The organism is bacterium, assembly GCA_019637795.1.
GTDB lineage: Bacteria > Desulfobacterota > Binatia > HRBIN30 > CADEER01 > JAHBUY01.
In genome coordinates this window covers 435,563-455,953 of record JAHBUY010000001.1, presented here as the reverse complement: position 1 = coordinate 455,953, position 20,391 = coordinate 435,563, and the positions used below count along the sequence as shown (strand labels likewise).

The following is a 20,391-nucleotide window of genomic DNA, read 5'->3' as shown; positions in this document are numbered from 1 at the left end:
GGCGCCTGCAGGATGGCGGCGCGATGTGATTCCAACAGGCGCCGATGGAGCGGCGTCCTCCAGCAGTCCGTTGCAGGACAGGTCGGCTACCGCGGGCGATCCGCCAGGGGCAGGCGCACCACCACGCTGGTGCCCTCGCCGCCCGCGCTCTCGATGTCGATCGACCCGCCGTGGCTCTGTACGGCGCCGAAGGCGATGCTGAGGCCGAGGCCGGTGCCGCGGCCGATGGGCTTGGTGGTGAAGAAGGGCTCGAAGGCGCGGGCGCGGGTGGCTTCGTCCATGCCGGCGCCGTTGTCGCGCACCGTCACCTCGATGCGGCGGGCGTCGGCCTCGCCGGCGGCGCGCACGGAGATGGTCAGGGTCGGATCGGCGACGCCCTCGAGCGCGTCGAGGGCGTTGACGAGGAGGTTCATCCACACCTGGTTGAGCTGGCCCGCCTGCCCGTCGATGGGCGGCACGGGCGGGTAGTCGCGGTGCACGGTGACGCCGCCGCGCTCGATGCGGTCGCCGAGCAGCGCCAGGGTGGCGTCGATCGACTGCGCGACGTCCACCGGCGCGCGATCGCCCTGGTCGGCGCGGACGAAGACGCGCAGATCGTCGACGATCTTCTTCACCCGCTCCGACCCCTCGGCGCAGATGCGGAGCAGCGCCGGGACGTCCTGCAGCAGCGTGTCGAGGCGGATCTCGCGGCGGATCGCCGCCAACCGTTCGGCATCGGCCGGATCCGCCGGCGCGATGGCTTCGTGCGCTTGCAGCAGGCGGACCAGGCGGTCGAGGGCGCGGCTCAGGTTCTGCAGGCCGCCGTGAATGAAACTGGCGGGGTTGTTGAGCTCGTGGGCGACGCCGGCGACGAGCTGGCCGAGCGACGCCATCTTGGCCGACTGGACGATCTGCGCCTGGGCGCGCTTGAGATCGTCGTAGGCCTGGCTGAGCTGCTCGTTGGAAATCCGCAGCTCGGCGGTGCGGTGCTGGACCTGGGAGTCGAGCTCGCGGGTCAGGGTCTCCAGCGCCTGGTACGAACGGGCGTTCTGCAGGGCGATGGCGGCCTGGCTGGCGAGCGTGCGCAGCAGGCGGATGTCCTCGGACGACACCGTCCGCCCCGAGCGGCGGCGGCCGAGCAGCAGGCCGCCGATGACGACGCCGTCGAAGGTCAGGGGCAGCGCGACCTCGAGGCGATGAGCGGCGAGGAAGCGCTCGGCGTCCGCACGCGCCGCGGGGTCGGCGATGCCGGGGAGATGCTCCTCGACCAGCGCCGGGCGGCCGAGCGCGTCGGCTGCTCGACAGAGCGGCGCGATGCCGGCCGGGGCGATGCCGTGCACGGGCGCGGCGTCGGCGCGGCGCAGCCAGTAGCGCGGCGCGCCGCCGTACTCCACGAGCGCGAGGCCGGCGGCTTCGAGCTGCACGACCTCGGTGCCGACCCGCGTCAGCTCGGCGGCGATGTCCTCGGTGTGCAGCAGCGTGGTCATCGCCTCGCCGAGGTCGGCGAGCGTCTTGCGGTAGTCGACCGGGGAGCGGAAGAAGGCGCGATCCACGGCCCGCTGAATGGCGAGCCGCAGCGGTTCGAGCACGAAGGCGAGCAGGGCGACGAACGCCATGCTGAGCACCGCGGTGAGGCGGTCGGAGGCCGGCAGGGCGCGGGCGGAGACGGCGAGGGTCAGCGCGTACGCGGCGAGCACCACCAGCGTCAGCAGCGCGTAGACGAAGCTCTGGCGGACCACGCGGTCGACGTCGAAGAGGTCGTGCTTGGCGATCGCGTAGCCCACCGAGACGCAGAACACCGGGCTCAGCAGCAGGCCGAACTGGACGGGGAAATCGCGCCCGGCGAGAGCGGCGTTGAGCAGCGCGTAGGCGGCCAGCGATCCCGCCAGCACGGCGCCGGGCAGCAGGGCTTTGATGCGCGCCCGCACGGGGCCGCTCGGGTGTTCGCGATAGCCGGCGACGAGCGCGAGGACGAAGGCCGAGACACCGAACGCGGAGAAGGCGTACTCGGCGTGCAGCCAGCCGAGCCGCGGCGGGGCCTCGGCGAGGCCGTGGACGGCGGCGATCGCGAGCGCGCCGCCGAGCGCGTAGGCGCCGACCGCCGCGGATCGCCGCCACCCGCCGAGCGGCCGCTCGACCGGGAACACCAGCGCCAGGTGGATCCAGGTGGCGCCGAGCAGGCATTCGAGCGCCACCGGCAGCCAGCCCAGCCAGGCGAGGCCGGGCTGATAGAGGAACACGGCGGAGATCGGATAGAGCCCGGCGATGGCGCTCTGCAGCAGGAACACCCGCGCCTGCCGGCTGCGCGGCTGGAGCACGCCGACCACCAGCCCGCAGGCGAGCCAGATGCCGCCGAACAGGAGCAGCACGCCGTAGGTCTGCAGGTAGTCGCCGATGCCGAACTGGCGCACGGGCAGGGTGATGGCGCGCTCGGCGCCGTCGCGCTGCATGCGGTACTGGACCAGCGTACCCGCGGGCCGGTCTGCGACCGCGGCGTAGATGGCGGCGCTGTCGGCGGCCGGCCGCCCGTCGACGGCCACCACCTGGGAGTGGAACAGCGCCCGCCGATCGCTGGGCCAGTCGAACGCGCTCACCGTCGGCACGACGCCGTCGTGGAGGACGAGAAAGCCGGGGAAGCTGCGGCCGATCCAGGGCGCGCTGACCGCGACCGCGCCGATGAGCAACGGCAGCGCCAGCGCCGCGGCGAGGAGCGGGCGCCAGTACGGTCGCAGCCGGTGCATCGCAGGGCGCTCTAGCACACCGCCGCGGGGCGGTCCGCAGGGCGGGGCGTCCGCCCCTTTCAACGGGGACGCGGCGGCAGGATGAGAACGCCGATCGGGCGCGGCGCGATCGCCGCGGTGGATGTTTTGACTTTCTCGGGGTGATCTCGAATCAATGCCGCGTGGGGATCGAGCCAGCGGACACGCGCGCGGTGCTGGTGGTGGACGACGAACCGGCGAGCGTCGAGCTGCTGCGCATCACGCTCTCGGACGACTACCCGATCCACACCGCGACCAGCGGCCAGCGCGCGCTCGAGCTGCTGGAGCGCCACCCGGAGATCGCGGTCGCCATCATCGATCAGCGCATGCCGGGGATGACGGGCACCGAGCTGATCCAGCGCACCATCGATCCATTCCCGCATCTGATCCGCATCATCCTCACCGGCTACACCGACATCGACGCGCTCATCCAGGCGATCAACGCCGGACGGGTGTTCCGCTACCTCACCAAGCCGTGGTCGATGGAGGAGCTGCTCGCCACCGTGCGCCAGGGGCTCGAGGTGCACCGCCTGGCGATCGACAACGTGCGCTTGCAGGAGGAGCTGCGGGCGGCGAATCAACGCCTCCGCCAGGAGAACACGCAGCTCCGCCGCGACGCCCGCGGCCGCTACCGTTTCGACGAGATCATCGGCGCCAGCGCGGCGTTGCAGCGCCTCCTGGCGCAGCTCGAGCGCGTCGTGCCGAGCGAGGCCACGGTGCTCATCCTCGGCGAGACCGGCACCGGCAAGGAGCTGGTGGCGCGGGCGCTCCACTACAACGGCCCGCGCGCCGAGCGGCCGTTCGTCAGCGAGAACTGCGCCGCGATGGCGCCGGAGCTGCTCACCAGCGAGCTGTTCGGGCACCGGCGCGGCGCCTTCACCGGCGCGCACGAGGACCGCCAGGGCCTGTTCGAGGTCGCCAACGGCGGCACGCTGTTCCTCGACGAGATCGGCGACTGTCCCGCGGAGCTGCAGACGCGGCTGCTGCGCGTGCTCGACCAGGGCGAAATCCGCCGCGTCGGCGACAACCGGTCGATACCCGTCGACGTGCGCATCATCGCCGCCACGCATCGCGACCTGGAGGCGGACGTCGCCGCCGGCCGCTTTCGCCGCGACCTCTACTATCGCCTGAGCGTCATCAGCCTGCGCACGCCGCCGCTGCGCGAGCGGCGCGAGGACATCCCGCAGCTCGCGCAGCACTTCCTCGCCGAGCTCTGCCTCCAGCGCGGCAAGGCCTCCCCCGGGTTCAGCGCGGAGACGGTCGCGATCCTCGCCGCGCACGACTGGCCGGGCAACGTCCGCGAGCTGCGCAACGAGGTGGAGCGGGCGTTCACCTTCGCCGAGCCGGAGGCGTTGATCGCGCCCGATCTGCTGTCGGAGCGCTTCGCGTCGGTGCAGCCGCTCGAGTCGACCAACGGCACGCTGCGCCCCGCCGTCGAGCGCCTCGAGCGCGAGCTCATCCAGGCGGCGTTGGCGCGCAATGCCGGCAATCACACCCATACCGCCGCCGAGCTGGGCCTCTCCCGCCGGGGACTGCTCGACAAGCTGCAGCGGTATGGCCTGCGCTGACGGGCCGTCCGTTCGCGCGTCCGTGTCTCGCATTTCGATCCGCGCCGCCGCGACCGCGGTCCTCGCCTCGGCGCTGCTGCACGCGCTGGCGATGCCGCCCTGGGGATGGTGGCCGCTGGCCTTCGTCGCCCTGGCGCCGCTGCTCGCCCTGATCGAGCGCGTCACGCCATTGCAGGCGGCGGGGTGGGGGCTGGCGTGGGGGATGGCGGCGCACTGGGCGGAAGCCGCGTGGGTGCTGCCGGCGATGAGCTACTACTACGACCAGCCGATGTGGTTCGCGGTCGCGTTCGGCGTGGTGAGCTCGTTCCTCTACCGCGGCCTGCACTACGCGGCGTTCGCCGCCACCGCGTGTTGGCTGATCCGCACGCGAAGCGGCGCGGCGCGCGTCCTGCTGCTCGCCGTCACGTGGACGGCCTTCGAGCTGCTGCGCGCGCGCGGGCCGACCGCCGATCCCTGGTTGCTCCTCGGGTACGCCCTCGTGCCGGCGCCCATGCTGCTACAGGCCGCGGACCTCGGGGGCATCTACCTGCTGTCGTTCGTCCTGGCGCTCGTCAACGCGGCCGTCGCCACCCTCGTCGGCGGCAACGGGCGTATCGCCTCGGTCGCGGTCGCCACCGCGGCGGGGACGTGCCTCGTCGCCTACGGCGCGTGGCGGATCTCGCCGCCGCCGCCGGCCGGCGTCCCGGTGTCGGTCGCCGTGGTCCAGGGCAACAACGACGTCGGCGCCCAGTGGCGCGCCGAATACTACGGTGCCGGGCTGCCGACCTATCTCTCGCTCTCGCGGGAGGTCGCGGCGCGCGCTCGCCCGCGTCTGCTGATCTGGCCGGAGAGCGCGGTCACGTCCTTCCTCGCCAACGAGCCCCGGCACCTGGGGGCGATCGAGGCTCTCCTGAGCGACCTCGGCGCGACCCTGGTGACCGGCGCGCCGCACGTCGAGGATCCGGATCCGGCCGTGCCGATCTTCTACAACTCGGCCTTCGCGATCACCGCCGACGGGATCCAGGCGCGCGCCGACAAGGAGCGCCTGCTGCCCTTCGCGGAGTACTTTCCGTTCCGCTTCATCGCCTTCCTCCGCCGCCGCTTCGGACGGGTTCGGACCTTCGCGTTCGGCGATACCCAGGGCATTCTGCCGACGCCGCTCGGCCCGACGGCGGTGGTGATCTGCTTCGAAGGCGTGTTCCCGGAGCTGGTTCGCGCGCGCATGGGGGAGGGCGCCGCGGCGCTCATCAACCTCTCCAACGACGGTTGGCTCGGTCGCGGCAGCGGTCCGGCGCAGCACTTCGCGATGGTGGTGCCGCGCGCCGTCGAGGAGCGCACGTGGCTGATCCGCGCCACCACCACCGGGGTTTCGGCGTTGGTCGATCCGAACGGCGTCGTGCACCAACCGACGCCGCTCTTCGCGACGGCCGCGATCACCGGCGAAGTCGCCCCGACCGTGGGGGGGAGTCCCTACCGTCGCTGGGGCGACTGGTTCGCGTGGTCGTGCGCGCTGGCGCTTGCGCTGGCGGCGGCCGCGCGCGTGCGACCGCGTAGGGTGCTCCCCGCCTCCGCTCGCAGCGGGGAGTCGTGAACGGGCGAGCTCGGAGCCGACCGCAGCGCTACGCTTCGCTGCTGTCCCGGTCGGTTCCCCTTCCCGCCAGCAGGAGAAGGCGCGCTTCGATCTCGAGCAACTCGGTGGCGACCGATGCGAGCTGGTCGGCCGCCGCGGACAGCCTCGTCTCGCGGGCCAGCTTCTGGATGCGGCCCGCGCACGAATGCATCTGGAAGGCAGCCATCTTGAGAATCTCCTGATCGGACATTTCGCGACCCCTCGCGCAACGTCCGTGCCTGGCCCCCACGGCTCGCCGACGCTGCAGTCGGGTGCCGTCGCAAGGCCAGCGCCGTGAAGCGGGGGCACCGCGCTGTGAAGCTCCCTTCACAGCGTTCGAGACGGCCCGGCGGTTGCCAACGTTCCGCGGACCAACGCCGTGGCTCCGGCGCCATGGCGAGGGACACCGAGGCTGGTCACTGGCCGCGGTTGCTCGGCCCCGGGGGACGGCGAGGCACGTCAGGACACGTCCCCGGCGCACCTGAAAACCGGCAGCCCGCGACCTGTGGGCCGAGCGCGGACCGCTGCTCGATGAGCCCTTCAGGCGACGGCCTGCGGAGCCAGCTCCGCGCGTTGCGATGTCGCACCGGATCACGGCGCGGCGCGCAGGCGCTCGACGGCCTCTCGGAGCCGGTCGAGCCGGGTCAGCTCCGCCTGGACGGCGTCGTGGCCGGCGGCGTGTTGCGCGCGGCCGCGCTCCAGGGCGCGCGCGGCCGAGGCGGTGATCCGTTCGAGCGCGGCATGGATCTCGGACTCGAGCGCGCGGCGGCTCTCGATCATGCGATGGTCGAGATCGTCCGCGACCCGCCCGGCGTTGCCGCGGATGAGCGTGGCGAGGAAGGCGTGCGCGTCCCGTTCGACCGCCCGCCGCGCCGCCGCGGGCGGGCGCAGCGCGTCCAGGAGCCAGCGGCTCGGGCGGCGCGCCGCCGCCTTCATCATGCCGATCGCCACGAAGCGGCGCTGGCCGCGGAAGCCGGGGGGCGGGCTGACGCTGGGCGGGAGGCCGGCGAGGTCGCCGTCGCGCGCCACGCGACGCAGCAGCCCGTTGGCGAGATCCGCGAAGCGCTGCGCCGCCTCGTCGTACAGCGCCTCGGCCACCGGCTCGGTCTCGACCATCCAGCGGTGGACGGAGCGATCGGCGATCGCGCGGGCGATCTCCAGCGCCTGGCGGCGCAGCGCGCCGCGCCGCCCGGCGCGCGCGTGCAGCGCCGCCGCGAGCTCGGCGGCGGCGACCGGCAGCTCGCGTTCGACGAACCCGCGCAACGCCTCGTCATAGCGTCCGAGCAGGCGCTTCTGCTCGGCGGCGAAGAGGAAGCCGAGCTCGTGCAGGGCGCGGCGGCCGTCGGCGACGCAGGCGCCGAGCGCCTCGACGTGGCGCTCGGTCTCGATGACGGGGCGCGCCAGGGCGCGGCGTTGCTCGTCGAGGTCGCGTCGCAGGCGCTCCGCCAGGCGTTCGACGCCGCGCGCCGCCGCCTGGTCGAGCCGCGTGCCGTCGACCGCTCCGGAGAGCGCGCGCAGCGTCTCCTCGAGCGCCGCCCAGTCGCCGGTCGCGTGCCCGCCCTGCAGCCGCTCGAGGGCGCTGACCTGGAGCACCGGGCCGGGATCCCGCCGCAGCCGCTCCGCCAGCACGCGCCGGGTGAACGCCACCGCCTCGTCGCGCTCGGCGTCGGTCGCGCGGTCGGCCTTGCTCAACACGAAGCGCAGGGTGTCCACCTGCGCGGCGGCGTCCTCGACCAGCGCCAGCTCCTCGCCCGAGAGCGGCGGGTCGGTGCCGATGACGACGAGCGCCGCGTCGATCTGCGGCACGAACGCCCGCGTCGCGTCGGTGTTGGCGCGGATCACCGAGCCGACTCCCGGCGTGTCCACCAGGCACAGGCCGTGCGCCAGAACGGGGCTCGGCACGAACACCTCCACCAGCGACACGCCCTTGCGATTGGCGGGATTCCGTTCCTCGGAGACGTAGGCGGCGAGCTCGCCCACCGCGATCTCGCGCCAGTCCTGCGCGAGCCGGACGCGCGCCCGCAGCGCCGGTCCCCAGCGCAGCACGGTCACGGCGGTGGTGATCGGCACGATGCCCGCGGGCAGCAGCGGCTGTCCGACGAGGGCGTTGAGCAACGTCGACTTGCCGCGTTTGAACTGTCCGAGACACGCGACGTAGAAGCGGCCCTCGGCCAGCCGCTCGGCCAGCGCCGACGCCTCGCCGGCGATCTCCGGCGCTCCGGCCTCGCGCGCGAGCCGGGCCAGCCCGACCAGCGGCGCCGGCGGGCCGCCGCGATCCGGTGCCGCCGCCTCCTCCAGTGATTCGAGCCCGCGGTGCATCCTCTGTCCGTCCGTGTCCCCGTCGTTTCCGGCTCGGCGATCGGTTCCGGTCCGGATGGAGTCCCATATCCCGTTCCGCCGCTGGATGAGAGCCCCGCGGCGGTGACAGGATGGCGCGGAGTTGCGATACCCTGCGGCGCGTCGCCGGTGGCGGCGGGCCGTGATGCCGAGGTCCCGTCCCACGTCGCCAGGATCCGCCGAATCGGAGAGGGAAGCCGATGAGCACCAGCCGCCGTCACGTGGTCGCGTTCACCATTCCCGGGCAGGGGCACATCAATCGTCTGCTGCCGGTCGTCGCCGGGCTGTGCGAGATGGGCGTGTCGGTCGACTTCTTCGCCCACGCGATGGCGCGGCGGCAGATCGAGCGGACGGGCGCCCGCTTCGTCGACGTCTACGCCGGCCGCGACATGGACGTGCCCGACGGCACCTCGCTGCCGGTGCCGATGCGCAACGTCAGCTTCGCCGGCTACTGGGCGGACGACATCGTGCGCGAGGTCGCGCCGCTGCGGCCCGCGCTGGTCCTGCACGATACCTTCGCGGTGATCGGCAGGGTCGTCGCCTTCCACCTCGCCATCCCGCGCGTCAACATGCGCGCCGGACACAATCTCGAGCCGACGCGGGCGCTCGCCGCCCTGCAGGCCAGCGATGCGGTGCGCGTCGCCGACGCCTGCCACGCCTCGGTGGCGCTGCTGCGGCAGCGACACGGTATTCCCGATGCCTCGCCCTTCTCCTACTTCTTCGACGACGCCGCCGACCTCAACATCTGTTCGGAGCCGCCGGAGTTTCTCGCCCCCGAGGAGCGGGCGCCGTTCGAGCCGCTGGCGTTCTTCGGTTCGTACTGGCCGGCGGGCAGCGGCGCGGCGCCGGCGGCGGCGCCGCCGCCGTTCGGCCCCGATGCGGCCGCATCGCTGCGCATCTACGTGGCGCTCGGCACCGCCGCCTGGATGACCTTCCCGGACTACACCATGGCCCTGCTCGAGGTCCTGGCCGACGCCATCGCCGCCCATCCGCAGGCGCGCGGTCTGATCGCTCTCGGCAGCCCCTTCGTTCCGCCGGGAACCGAAGCGCGGCTGCGCCGCGCCAACGTCCGCGTCGAACAGTACGTGGATCAGATCGCGGCCCTGCGCAGTGCCGGGGTCTTCATCACCCACAACGGCCTGAACTCGACCCACGAAGCGATCATGCACGGCGTGCCGATGATCTCCTTTCCGCTCTTCGGCGATCAGCCGGCGCTCGCCGCGCGCTGCCAGGCGCTCGGCCTGGCGGTGCCGCTGGGACCGGCGATCGGCCAGCTCCCGAGCGTGGCCGACGTGCGGCGGGCGCTCGACCGGGTGCAGGCGGAGGGCCAGACGCTGCGGCAGCGCCTGGCGGAGGCGCGGCAGTGGGAGATCGCGGTCATGGAGCGGCGCCCGCAGGTGCTGCAGCGCATCGTCGCGCTGATGGATCGTCGGGCGTAGGCGCCGCGATTGCTCTTGGCGCCGCCGGTTGATACAGGCGGCGCCGCTCGGGAGGGACGCATGCGCGCGCGACTGGGGATGATGCTGGCGATGTCGGTGCTCGGGATCGCGCTGTTGACGCTGCCGCCGCGCGCGCCGGCCGGGGTGGTGCCCGGATGCTGCATCTGCGCCGGGTGCCCGTCGGGCGGCGCGCAGGCGACCTGCCGGGACCTCGACAACCTCGGCGGTCCCGGCAACTGCGGCGACTTCTGCGCCGGAAACTGCCCCAGCTCGACCCCCACCACGACGATGGACGGCACGTGCGCCGACGTCGCGGCGTGCCAGGCGGCGGCCCCGGCCGGCGCGCCGGCGCTCGACGCGACGGGCCTGACCAGCGCCGCGGCGCTGCTGGCGGCGATCGGCGTCTGGCAGATGCTGCGCCGGCGACGCGCCTCCTGAGCCGGCCGGCGGTCGGGGGCTCGACCGTTCGCCGGCGCGTCGCGCCAATTGACATTCTCGCGGGCGCGAAATTAGAGCTGGCGTGCATGGCTCGACGGGGGGACCGGGGGCACGTTCGCCGCGGGTGGTCCGCGTGGGGGGTGCTGCTGGCCGCGCTCGCGTTCGGGTCGACATGGGCGCCGGCGCTCTCGGCGGCCGAGATCCCGCTGCACGGCGGGCGGGTCGCCCGCGTGCGGCGCAGCGGCGCCGGCGCCGCCGCGTCGTTCACGTTCCGCGGCGACGCCGGCCTCGCGAGCCTCGGCGATCCGCGCTGTCCGGCGCGCTCCGGGCTGCGCATCGGCATCGGCGTCGGCGACTATCGGGTGGCGCCACTGGCGTGCGCCAACTGGCGCGCGATCAGCGACGGCTTCGCCTACGAGGACCCGGCGGGGGGCGGCGGCGTGCGCCGCATCGTCCTGCGGCCGGACAGCCTGGAGATCCAATTGGCGGGCCCGCCGGCGGCCGAGATCCCCGGCCCGGTGTCGTTTCTGGACGTCGCCCTGCAGGTGGGGGCGGAGCGGGCCTGCGGCCGCTTCGGCACCTTCCGCCGCAACCGCGCCCAGCGGATCATCGCCGCCAGGGGGACGACGCCGTGTCCGCCGCCGCGCCCGAACGTGCTGGTCATCGATCTCGACGACACGCGAGCCGACGGCATCGATCGCATGCCGGTGCTGCTCTCGCGCCTCGCCGGCGAGGGGGTGCGCTTCCGCAACGCCTTCGTGCCCAACGCCCTCTGCTGCCCGAGCCGGGCGTCGTTCCTCACCGGCCGCTACGCGGTCAACCACGGGACGCGCACCCTCGTCCTGCCGATCGGCGGCGCGCCGTTCTTCCGCCGCAGCGGCGGCGATCGCCAGACCATCGCGACCTGGCTGCGCGCCGCCGGCTACCGCGCCGGGCTGTTCGGCAAGTACCTCAACTCCTACGGCGGCAGCGAGGCGACGGCCGGTCCGGGCGGCGCGTATTACGTGCCGCCGGGCTGGGATCGCTGGCGCGCGATGGGCGGCGGCGAGCACTACGGCGGCATCAACGGCGCGACGTACACGTTGGTGGACGAGCGCGGCGCCACGACCACCTACGCGGACCACGCCACCGACGCGCAGTACTCGACCGACCTGCTGGCGGGCGAGATCCAGACCTTCGTCGGCGAGACGGTGCGCGCGGGCAAGAACTTCTTCGTCGTCTTCAATCCCTACGCGTCGCACGCCGACACGCCGGGGCTGGTGCCCAAGCCGGCGCAGCGCCATCTCGACGCGTTTCTCGCGCTGCCGCCGTGGCGACCGGCGAGCTACAACGAGTCCGACCTGAGCGACAAGCCGCTCTGGCTGCAGGCCCTGCCGTCGCCCAGCCCGGCCACGGTGCTGCTCACCGATCGAATGCGCCGCCGCGCCTATGAATCGCTGCTCGCGGTCGACGAACAGCTCGGCCTGCTGCTCGACCAGCTCGAGGCCCTCGGCGTCGGCGACGACACGCTGGTGATCCTGACCAGCGACAACGGCGTCACCTGGGGCGAGCACGGGATGTTCAGCCAGGGCAAGCAGTCGCCGTACGAGGAGGCGCTGCGGGTGCCGCTGGTCGTGCGCTACCCGCGGCGGGTGTCGACCACGCCGGCGGAGGTGTCGGCGACGGTGCTGAACATCGACCTGCCGGCGACCATCGCCGACCTGGCGGGGGTGAGCGCGCCGGCGATCGACGGCGCGGCGTTCACCGGCTGGCTGACCGGCGCGCCGCCGCCGGCCTGGCGCGACGACTTCCTGCTCGAACACTGGGCCGGAGGGCGCACCAACGGGCTCACCTGGAGCGACCAGCCGCGCGACGGCGATCGCCTCCGCCTGCTGTCCGGCCCGCCGCTGCCGCCGCGCGCCGCGCAGGTGTTCGAATTCGATGCCGGCGACGGCATCGGCCCCGGAGCGATCGCGGTGCCGATCGGACCCGACGCGACGACGACCTACGCCAACCTCGGCGCGGCGGTGCAGGCGGCCGTGGCGGGGACGACGTACGGGCTCGATCCGGCGGGGCAGCGCCTGGTCATCACCGACACCGCGCCCGGCTATCTCATGGTGCAATGGCGCGAGGAGCTCGACCAGGCCGGGGCCTTCGCGCCGGACTACCCGCTGGGCGATTTCTTCGGCGTGCGCGACGTCGCCAACCAGTACACCTACGTCGAGCACGCCAGCGGCGAGGTCGAGCTGTACGATCTCGCCGCCGATCCCGACCAGTTGCAGAACCGCGCCGACGATCCCGGCTATCTCGGCGAGCGGCTGCGCCTCGCGGCGCGCCTGCGCGAGTTGCTGCCGTAGCCCGTCCGTTCAACGCGGCGGCCGCTTCGGGAGCTGCTCGCGGATCGGCACCACGGCCGGCATCTTCAGGCCGCGGCGCTGCCAGTTGGCGCCGTCGATGACGAAGGTGTGGCCGCTGACGTAGCTGGCGAACGGTGAGCACAGGTAGGTCGCCGCCCAGCCGAGCTCGTGCAGGCGGCCGACGCGGCCGGCGGGGATCGTGCGGCCGGCCTCGGCGTAGCCTTCGGGCCGGTTGGCGGTCATGTGCGCCGCCATGTCCTCGTGCGGGAACATGCCGGGCGCCAGCGTGTTGACGCGGATGCCGTGCTCCGCCCACTCGACCGCCAGGGTCATGGTCAGGTTGTCCACCCCGGCCTTGGCCGCCGCCGAGTGCGCGGCGCCCGGCCCGCCGGTCCAGGCATAGGTGGCGCCGATGTTGAGGATCGCGCCCGCCGCGCCGCGGGCGATGCGGCGGGCCGCGAATTCGCGCCCGCAGATGAAAGTGCCGTTGAGCACGATGTCCACCACCGCGCGCCAGCCGTTGGGGCTGAGGTCGATCGCCGCCACCGGGAAGTTGCCGGCGGCGTTGTTGATCAGCACGCCGACCGGGCCGAGCGCCGCCTCGGCGGCGTCGAAGGCGGCGGCGACCGATTCCGGCTGGCGCACGTCCATCGCCACGCCGGCGGCGCGTCCGCCGACGCCTTCGACGGCGGCAATGCCGCGCGCCCGGTGCGCGTCGTCGCGGCTGGCGATCGCCACCGCCGCGCCGAGGCGCGCGAACTCCACCGCCATCGCCTTGCCGAGGCCGGTGCCGCCGCCAGTGACCAGCACGACCTCGCCGGCAAAGGTCCCGGCCGGCAGCATCGCGGTGCCGAGCGGCGGCGGTTCGGGCAACGACATCGGCGCCCATGTCGCATCCGCGGGCATGGCGGTCAACGGGCGCGGCGCCGCGCGCGCCGCGCGGCTTGTCCGCCGCCGGCGCGGCGCACTAGCCTCGATGTGGCAGAAATAAGCTCACCACGGAGGCACGGAGACACGGAGGAACCTGGACAAGAGAGGGTTCGGGGGCGAGATCCCAACGCCATCAGCAATGGCCATCGTGATCGCACCCACCCGCCATTCCCACGCTGCACCCTCCGTGTCTCCGTGCCTCCGTGGTGAAGGTGCTTGAGCCTATCTCGACGACGGTGCACTAGATGCCGCGCCAAAGGGAGGATGCCTCGATGGCCGACGACTTCGCCGATGCGGTGCTGCTGGAGCGCGACGGTCCGATCGCGACGGTGACGCTCAACCGTCCCGAGCGCCTGAACGCCTGGAGCTGGGAGATGGGCATGGCGCTGAGCCAGCGCATGGAAGCGGTCGCCGCCGACCGCGAGGTGCGGGTCGTCGTGCTGCGCGGCGCCGGGCGCTCGTTCTGCGCCGGCATCGACCTCAAGCCCGACGTGCGCGAGCGCATCGTCGGCCGCTCGCCGGCGGAGAAGGTGCTGGGCTACTACCACCGCTACCGCGGCTCGCACCGCCGCACCCAGGGCATCGAGGCGATTCCGCAGCCGATCATCGTGGCGCTGCACGGGCACTGCCTGGGCGCCGGGTTCGAGATCGCCATGCTCGGCGACTTCCGCCTGGCCGCCGAGGGCACGGTGTTCGGCTGTCCCGAGGTGCGCATCGGCGTCGCCATCGACTGCGGCCTCGACCTGCGACTGGCGCAGGAGGTCGGCCCGTCGTGGGCGAAGTGGATGACGCTCACCGGCCGCCGCTTCGACGCCGCGCTCGCCCACCGGCTGGGTCTCGTGCAGGAGGTCCACCCGCCCGACGCGCTCTTCGCCGCGGCGCACGCGCTGGCCGGCGAGATCGCCGCCGCCGCGCCGCTGGCCGTGCAGGCGACCAAGCGCACCATCGACCTGTTCGCCGATCGCGGGCTCGACGAGGCGCTGCGCTTCGAGGCGCTCAACGCCGCGGTCGGCTTCGTCTCGGAGGACCTCGTCGAGGGCTTCGCCGCCGGGCGGGAGAAACGGACGCCGCGCTTCGAGGGCAAGTGACCCGGCGGCCGGTGGCCTGCGACCGCCGCCCGCGCCGCCGCGACGCGGCCGCGCGCCGGGCGGCTTGCCGGGGCCGCCGGGGCGTGGAATCGTCGCCCGCGCGCCGCCGCCGCGGCGCGTGCCGCCGCCGATGAGCGCCACCGCCCCCGAGCTGTTCCGCTTCGACAACACGTACGCCCGCGAGCTGGCGGGCTGCTACGCGCCGGTGACGCCGGCGTCGGTGCCGGCGCCGGCGCTGCTGCGCCTCAACGACGCGCTGGCGGCGGAGCTCGGCCTCGACGTCGCCGCGCTCGATCCGGACCTCGGCGCCGCGGTGTTCGCCGGCAACGTCCTGCCCGCCGGCGCGATGCCGATCGCGCAGGCCTACGCGGGCCACCAGTTCGGCGGCTTCGTGCCGCAGCTCGGCGACGGCCGCGCGGTGCTGCTCGGCGAGGTCATCGATCGCCACGGCCGGCGGCGCGACATCGCCCTCAAGGGCTCCGGCCGGACGCCGTTCTCGCGCCAGGGCGACGGCAAGGCGGCGGTCGGACCGGTGCTGCGCGAGTACCTGATCGGCGAGGCGATGCACGCGCTCGGCATTCCGACCACCCGGGCGCTGGCGGCGGTGCGCAGCGGCGAGGTGGTGTGGCGCGAGCAGCCGCTGCCCGGCGCGCTGCTGACCCGCGTCGCGGCCAGCCACGTGCGCGTCGGCACCTTCCAGTTCTTCGCCGCCCGGCAGCGCCACGACACGGTGCGGGCCCTGGCGGATTACGTCATCGCCCGCCACGATCCCGACCTCGCCGGCGATCCCGATCGCTACCTCGGCCTGCTGCGCCGGGTGGCGGCGCGGCAGGCGGCGCTGGTCGCGCAGTGGATGCTGGTCGGCTTCATCCACGGCGTCATGAACACCGACAACATGACGGTGTCCGGCGAGACCATCGATTACGGTCCCTGCGCCTTCATGGAGGCGTACGACCCGGCGACGGTCTTCAGCTCCATCGACGCGCACGGCCGCTACGCCTACGGCAACCAGCCGGCGATCGCGCGCTGGAACCTGGCGCGCCTGGCCGAGACCCTGCTGCCGCTGATCGATCCCGGGTCGAGCGAACGCGCCATCGCCCGCGCCAGCGAGGTGATCGACGCCTTCCCGGCGGACCATGGCGCGCGGTGGCTGGCCGGCGCCCGCGCCAAGCTCGGGCTGGCGGATGCCGACGACGGCGACGCGGCACTCGCCGCCGACTGGCTGGCGCTCCTGGCGGCACATGCGGTCGACTTCACCCTGGCGTGGCGACGGCTCGGCGACGCCGCCGCCGGCGACGAGGCGCCGCTCGCGGCGCTGTTCCCCGATCCGGCGGCGCCGGCGTCCTGGCTCGAACGCTGGCGGCGGCGCGCGACGCGCGACGGGCGAACGGGAGCGGATCGGCGGGCCGCCATGCAGCGCGTCAACCCGCTCTATGTCCCGCGCAATCAGCGCGTCGAGGAGGCGCTCGCCGCCGCCTCGGCGCAGGGCGACCTGGGGCCGTTCGAGCGCCTGCTCGAGGTCGTCACGCACCCCTTCGCGGAGCGCCCGGGCTGGGAGCGCTGGAGCGAGCCGGCGCCGCGCGAGGTCACCGCTCGCTATCGCACCTTCTGCGGCACCTGAGGCCGCGGCGTTCGCGCGCGGCGGCTTCGCCGCAGGCCCCAGAGCGCGATCGCGGCCACCGCCGTCCACCAGGCCAGCGACGGGCGCGGCCGCTCCAGCAGCGAGCAGCCGCCACCGGGGTGGAGCGGCGGGCGCGGGGTCGGCGTCGGCGACGGCGTGCCGATGCCGTAGTTGCCGAGCCCGAGCTCGGCGAAGGCGAAGCCGCCGGCATTCGGGTCGGCGTCGATGGTCACCGTCGTGATCGACTCGCCGGCCGTCGTGTAGAAGCCGAACCCCGTCGCGCCGCCGGCCGCGTCGACGAACACCGGACCGGACGCGCCGCCGCCGTTGGTGGCGACGGTGACGGCGAACGGCGATCCGAACGCGGCCGGCTCGACGTAGACGTAGAAGGCGCGGGCCGGCGCGATGGTCAGCGCCAGCGGCGGCACCTTGGGCACGGTGTAGAAGACGGGGCCGCCGTAGCCGTGGCTCCACGACGTCCAGCCGTCGCCGACCGTGCGCTTCTGCACCGCGAAGCTGGTGGTGGTGTCGGGCGGAATCGGCGAGCCGGGGATCACCGACGTGTTGCTCATGTTCGGGATCGCGGCCTGCGGACCCTGGTCGTAGGGCGTGACCGCGAACGGTCCCAGCGTCGACGGCGGCGCCGCCGTGCCGAGGTTCACGAAGACGACCGCGGCGCGCGAGGCGCCCGGTGGCAGGGTCGCGGCGAGCGCGCACAGCAGCGCCCCGGCCAGCCGCGGGAGGAGACGTCGATCCGCGCGTCGCCACATGCCGGGCTCGTACACCACGGCCGGCGGGATGGCCACGGCGCGGGGCGGCGGTCCGCCTCAGCGCGGCGGCGCGATCACGCCGTGCACCACCCATGCGGCGGCGATCAGCATCGCCAGGCCGGACCCGGTCACGGCCCCGGCCAACACGGGCAGCCAGCGCGGCGCCAGGCGGCACCGTGCCCACACCGCCCTGGCGCAGGCGTCGCGGCCGGCGATCACCACCGCCGCGGTGATCATGCCGATGATCCCGCTCTGCAGGACGATCGCCGGGTCGGTCATGCGCGCCGTGCTTCGACCCGCCACGAGCCGCACCCCCATCCGCAGGGATGCGGACTCGACGCCGGGGGTTGGCGTGGGGCGCGGCTCGTGTTCGGGCCTGGCGCGGACCATACGCGCCGCAGGTGACAGCGCCGCTGCGCCGCGATGACAGTTGATGACGGCGACCCTCTTCTCCGCCGTGGCCAGGACGGCTAGAGCCTCGATACGACACGACACCTTCACCACGGAGGCACGGAGACACGGAGGGTGCAGCGTCGGAATGGCGGGTCGGTGCGATCCCTAGGGCCATTGCTGATGGCGTTGGGGATCTCGCCGCCGAACCCCTTCGTGTCCAGGTTGCTCCGTGTCTCCGTGCCTCCGTGGTGACATGGTTTCGTCACATCAAGCGCCCCAGTCTCCATCCCGTGATCCTGCTCACCGCACTCGTCCTTCTCTTCTTCGCCTACAGCGCCGGGTCGCGGCGCCTGGCGCGGTGGAACGTCACGGCGCCGATGGTGTTCACCGCCGCCGGCATGCTGCTGACGTCCTTGCGACCGATGATCGTGCAGGCGGGCATGACGCCGACGGTGTTCCTGCACCTGGCCGAGGTCGGCCTGGTGCTGCTGCTGTTCACCGACGCCAACCGCACCGACCTGCGGGCGCTGCGCGCCGCCGGCAGCCTGTCGGCGCGCCTGCTCGCCATCGGCATGCTGCCGACGATCCTGCTCGGCGCCGTCGCCGCGCACCTCGTGCTCGGCCTGCCGCCCTGGGAGTGCGGCATCCTCGGCGCGATCCTCGCCCCCACCGACGCCGGACTGGGCCAGGTCATCGTCACCAGCCCGCGCGTGCCGGCGCGCATCCGCGAGGCGCTCACCGTCGAAGCCGGGCTGAACGACGGCCTGTCGGTGCCCTTCCTCCTCTTCTGCATGGCGCTCGCGGCGGCGCCGATCGAAGGCCGCGGCGCCAGCCTGACGCAGTTCATGGTCGAGCAGCTCGGCTTCGGCATCCTGGTCGGCCTGGGCGTCGGGCTCCTCGCCGGCTGGCTGCTCGGCGTCGCGGCGCGGCGCGAGTGGATCGCCGCGTCCTTCCGGCAGATCGCCGTGGTGGCCATCCCGCTCTTCTGCCTCATCGCCTCCGAGGCGAGCGGCGCCAGCATGTTCATCGCCGCCTTCGTCGCCGGGCTGGCGGTGCAGTGGGCCTTTCCCGACGCCGGGCGGCACAGCGTCGACTTCGCCGAGGAGTGGGGGCAGGTGCTCAACCTCGCCGTGTTCTTTCTCTTCGGCGTCGTCGCGGCGCGCGACTGGATGCAGGTCGGCGCGCCGTTCTGGCTCTACGCCGTCCTCAGTCTCACCCTGGTGCGCATGCTGCCGGTCTGGCTGGCGCTCGCCGGCGCCGGCCTCGGCGGGCCGAGCATCGCCTTCATGGGGTGGTTCGGGCCGCGCGGCCTGGCGTCGATCGTCCTCGGCCTGGTCTACATCGAGCAGGAGCTGCGCCTGCCGGCGGAGGCGACGATCCGCACCGCCGTCATCGTCACCGTCCTGCTCAGCATCTTCGTCCACGGCCTGAGCGCCGGGCCGGGGATCGCGTGGCACGCCGCGCGCGAGCGGTAGCGCCGCCTCGCGTCACGGCGCCGGCGTTTCAACGGCCGACCCGATAGCCGTGTCGCAGCGCCATGTGGCGCAGGCCCTGGTGTTCCGCCGGCTGGTGACGCGCGCCGGCGGCTATGCGACCGGCCTGCGCTTCTTCGGCGATGCCGAGTTCCTCTGGCTGAGCCGCAACGTGGTGTTCCTCGATCTCGACGACAGCACGTCGCTGCTGGTGCCTGACACGACCCTGCCCGTGCGGGGGTGTGAGCAGACGGCGGCCGGCTGCCACGCCGTTGGGTGGCGGCGCGCGTCGGCGGCACGCCGCCTCGGTGGGCGGGCTTCTCGCGGCCCGCCTCTCGCCGGGGCGGGTGCCGGCGAGGGGCGGATCGGAGCTACTGCTCGCGCCGGGATTGGAGGTACGCCGCGACGGCGCGGGCCAGGGGGGAGTCGGGAACCGACCAGCGCCAGGGGCCGTTCGGCGTCGCTTGCAGGTCGACGGCCGGGTCGAAGCCGAACGCCGCGGTGATCTGGTGCCGCCGTCCATAGCCCCGATCGCGCAGGTCGCCGTGCCAGAGATGCACGGCCGCCTGCGGCAGGGCGTCGAGGTGGTGGAACAACCCGGACAGCCGGGCCTGCTGCGCCCAGAGCAGGAAGTGGCGGCGCTGCGAGCGATTGAGGATGCGGCCGAGGAGCGCCTCGTCGTCCTGCGCCAGCGCAGCGGCGACGAGGAGCGCGTCGCCGCTGCCGACGATCGCGCCGTCGTACAGGCCGCAGCGCTCGACCACCGACCGCGCCGCGGCCCACGCCATTCCCAGCGCGCAGACGTCGCCGTTGGCGCGCCGTTGGGCGGGGTCCAGGCAGCGCCGGAATGCCGGCACGGCGCGGCCGGCCCGCGCGGCGGCGCCGATCGATTCCTCGCTGAGCACGGGGGTGAGACCGGCCGGCGATCGCTCGCCGGCGAAGCGGCGCGACCCGTCGCGTGTCGGGTGGATCGCCCGCGTGAACAACTGCAGCAGGCCGCCGCGCTCGGCCAGGTGCGCGGCGGCCGCGCCTGGCCAGTCGGCGCGCTCGAGCACGACGTCGCAATCGATCCATGCGACGTGGCGGACGTGTCGCGGCAGGGCGGCGATGCCGAGGTTGAGCAGCCGCTCCTTCTGCCAGAGGCGATCGTCGCCGGCGAGCGAGACGACGACGTCGGCATCGCCGCGGTGCAACTGGTGTTGCCCGGCCGGCGCCAACTCGACCACCAGCAGCGGCGCGTCGAGGTGTCGCCGGAAGAGGCGGAAGTTCTCCCGTCGGGTCGGCGACCGCGCCGGATTGAAATAGGACGTGACGACCCACAGCGGATCACCCGGCTGGCTCATCGGATTCCGCCTATCACGGCGATGCCGCGGGCGCCCCGGCCAGAGGAAGACACCATTGTTGGCTTTGCCCAATAGAGGTTGCTAGGTTGTTAGTTGTTAGGTTGTTAGTCTCAGAGGCCGTTCAGGCCTAACAACTAACAACCTAGCAACCTAACAACCTAACAACCTGGGGCTGCCTCGCGCGAGCGGCGAATTCTTGGGCAAGGCAACCATTGTTCAAACGCCGAGGCGGTGCGGCGTCTTGACCGCCGCGGGCCTCCCGGACTATCCGCCTTGCGCCCCCTGCCGGACCAGAGCCGCGTTGGACACTCCACCTCAACCGCGCCCGCT

At 73.6% G+C, this 20,391-nt stretch carries 15 protein-coding genes; 8 read left to right on the top strand and 7 right to left on the bottom strand.

Going from position 1 to position 20,391, the window contains the following annotated elements:
- Positions 1-86: 86 nt before the first annotated feature.
- A complete protein-coding gene (locus KF840_01990) occupies positions 87-2,720 on the bottom strand; it encodes a GAF domain-containing protein (GenBank protein MBX3023660.1) in 2,634 nt (877 codons plus the stop codon).
- 161 nt (positions 2,721-2,881) lie between these two features.
- On the opposite strand from KF840_01990, the gene KF840_01985 reads away from it, so the two are divergent.
- Positions 2,882-4,306, top strand: a complete 1,425-nt coding sequence (locus KF840_01985; protein MBX3023659.1) for a sigma-54-dependent Fis family transcriptional regulator — start codon at positions 2,882-2,884, stop codon at positions 4,304-4,306.
- Positions 4,307-4,328: 22 nt separating this feature from the next.
- The gene (gene lnt, locus KF840_01980) at positions 4,329-5,876 is read left to right on the top strand and encodes an apolipoprotein N-acyltransferase (GenBank protein MBX3023658.1); all 1,548 of its coding nucleotides are present in this window, start codon (positions 4,329-4,331) and stop codon (positions 5,874-5,876) included.
- 28 nt (positions 5,877-5,904) lie between these two features.
- On the opposite strand, the gene KF840_01975 is transcribed toward lnt, so the two are convergent.
- The gene (locus tag KF840_01975; protein MBX3023657.1) at positions 5,905-6,105 is read right to left on the bottom strand and encodes a hypothetical protein; all 201 of its coding nucleotides are present in this window, start codon (positions 6,103-6,105) and stop codon (positions 5,905-5,907) included.
- 380 nt (positions 6,106-6,485) lie between these two features.
- Positions 6,486-8,213 (bottom strand): dynamin family protein, encoded by a 1,728-nt coding sequence (locus KF840_01970; protein ID MBX3023656.1) that lies wholly within the window; start codon positions 8,211-8,213, stop codon positions 6,486-6,488.
- A 218-nt stretch (positions 8,214-8,431) separates the two neighbouring features.
- Here KF840_01970 and KF840_01965 point away from each other — a divergent pair, with 218 nt between their 5' ends.
- From KF840_01965 to KF840_01955, 3 genes are all read left to right on the top strand, one after another.
- Positions 8,432-9,670 carry a glycosyltransferase family 1 protein gene (locus KF840_01965; protein ID MBX3023655.1) on the top strand — a complete coding sequence of 413 codons (1,239 nt, stop codon included), beginning with the start codon at positions 8,432-8,434 and terminating at the stop codon, positions 9,668-9,670.
- A gap of 60 nt (positions 9,671-9,730) precedes the next feature.
- Entirely contained in the window at positions 9,731-10,108 is a 378-nt protein-coding gene (locus KF840_01960; GenBank protein ID MBX3023654.1) for a hypothetical protein, read from the top strand.
- Between the two features lie 140 nt (positions 10,109-10,248).
- The gene (locus KF840_01955; GenBank protein ID MBX3023653.1) at positions 10,249-12,444 is read left to right on the top strand and encodes a sulfatase-like hydrolase/transferase; all 2,196 of its coding nucleotides are present in this window, start codon (positions 10,249-10,251) and stop codon (positions 12,442-12,444) included.
- Between the two features lie 9 nt (positions 12,445-12,453).
- Here the strand turns inward: KF840_01955 and KF840_01950 are convergent, their stop codons facing one another.
- Positions 12,454-13,323 (bottom strand): SDR family oxidoreductase, encoded by an 870-nt coding sequence (locus KF840_01950; GenBank protein ID MBX3023652.1) that lies wholly within the window; start codon positions 13,321-13,323, stop codon positions 12,454-12,456.
- Between the two features lie 323 nt (positions 13,324-13,646).
- On the opposite strand from KF840_01950, the gene KF840_01945 reads away from it, so the two are divergent.
- A complete protein-coding gene (locus KF840_01945) occupies positions 13,647-14,462 on the top strand; it encodes an enoyl-CoA hydratase/isomerase family protein (GenBank protein MBX3023651.1) in 816 nt (271 codons plus the stop codon).
- A gap of 130 nt (positions 14,463-14,592) precedes the next feature.
- A complete protein-coding gene (locus tag KF840_01940; GenBank protein ID MBX3023650.1) occupies positions 14,593-16,083 on the top strand; it encodes a YdiU family protein in 1,491 nt (496 codons plus the stop codon).
- Here KF840_01940 and KF840_01935 read toward each other — a convergent pair.
- Positions 16,059-16,853 carry a hypothetical protein gene (locus KF840_01935; protein MBX3023649.1) on the bottom strand — a complete coding sequence of 265 codons (795 nt, stop codon included), beginning with the start codon at positions 16,851-16,853 and terminating at the stop codon, positions 16,059-16,061. The two genes, KF840_01940 and KF840_01935, sit on opposite strands and share 25 nt — an antisense overlap.
- A 57-nt stretch (positions 16,854-16,910) precedes the next feature.
- Positions 16,911-17,156 carry a hypothetical protein gene (locus KF840_01930; protein ID MBX3023648.1) on the bottom strand — a complete coding sequence of 82 codons (246 nt, stop codon included), beginning with the start codon at positions 17,154-17,156 and terminating at the stop codon, positions 16,911-16,913.
- Between the two features lie 380 nt (positions 17,157-17,536).
- On the opposite strand from KF840_01930, the gene KF840_01925 reads away from it, so the two are divergent.
- Complete coding sequence (locus tag KF840_01925; protein MBX3023647.1) at positions 17,537-18,721, top strand: cation:proton antiporter; 1,185 nt, start codon at positions 17,537-17,539, stop codon at positions 18,719-18,721.
- 368 nt (positions 18,722-19,089) lie between these two features.
- Here the strand turns inward: KF840_01925 and KF840_01920 are convergent, their stop codons facing one another.
- A complete protein-coding gene (locus KF840_01920; protein ID MBX3023646.1) occupies positions 19,090-20,061 on the bottom strand; it encodes a hypothetical protein in 972 nt (323 codons plus the stop codon).
- Between the last annotated feature and the right edge of the window lie 330 nt (positions 20,062-20,391).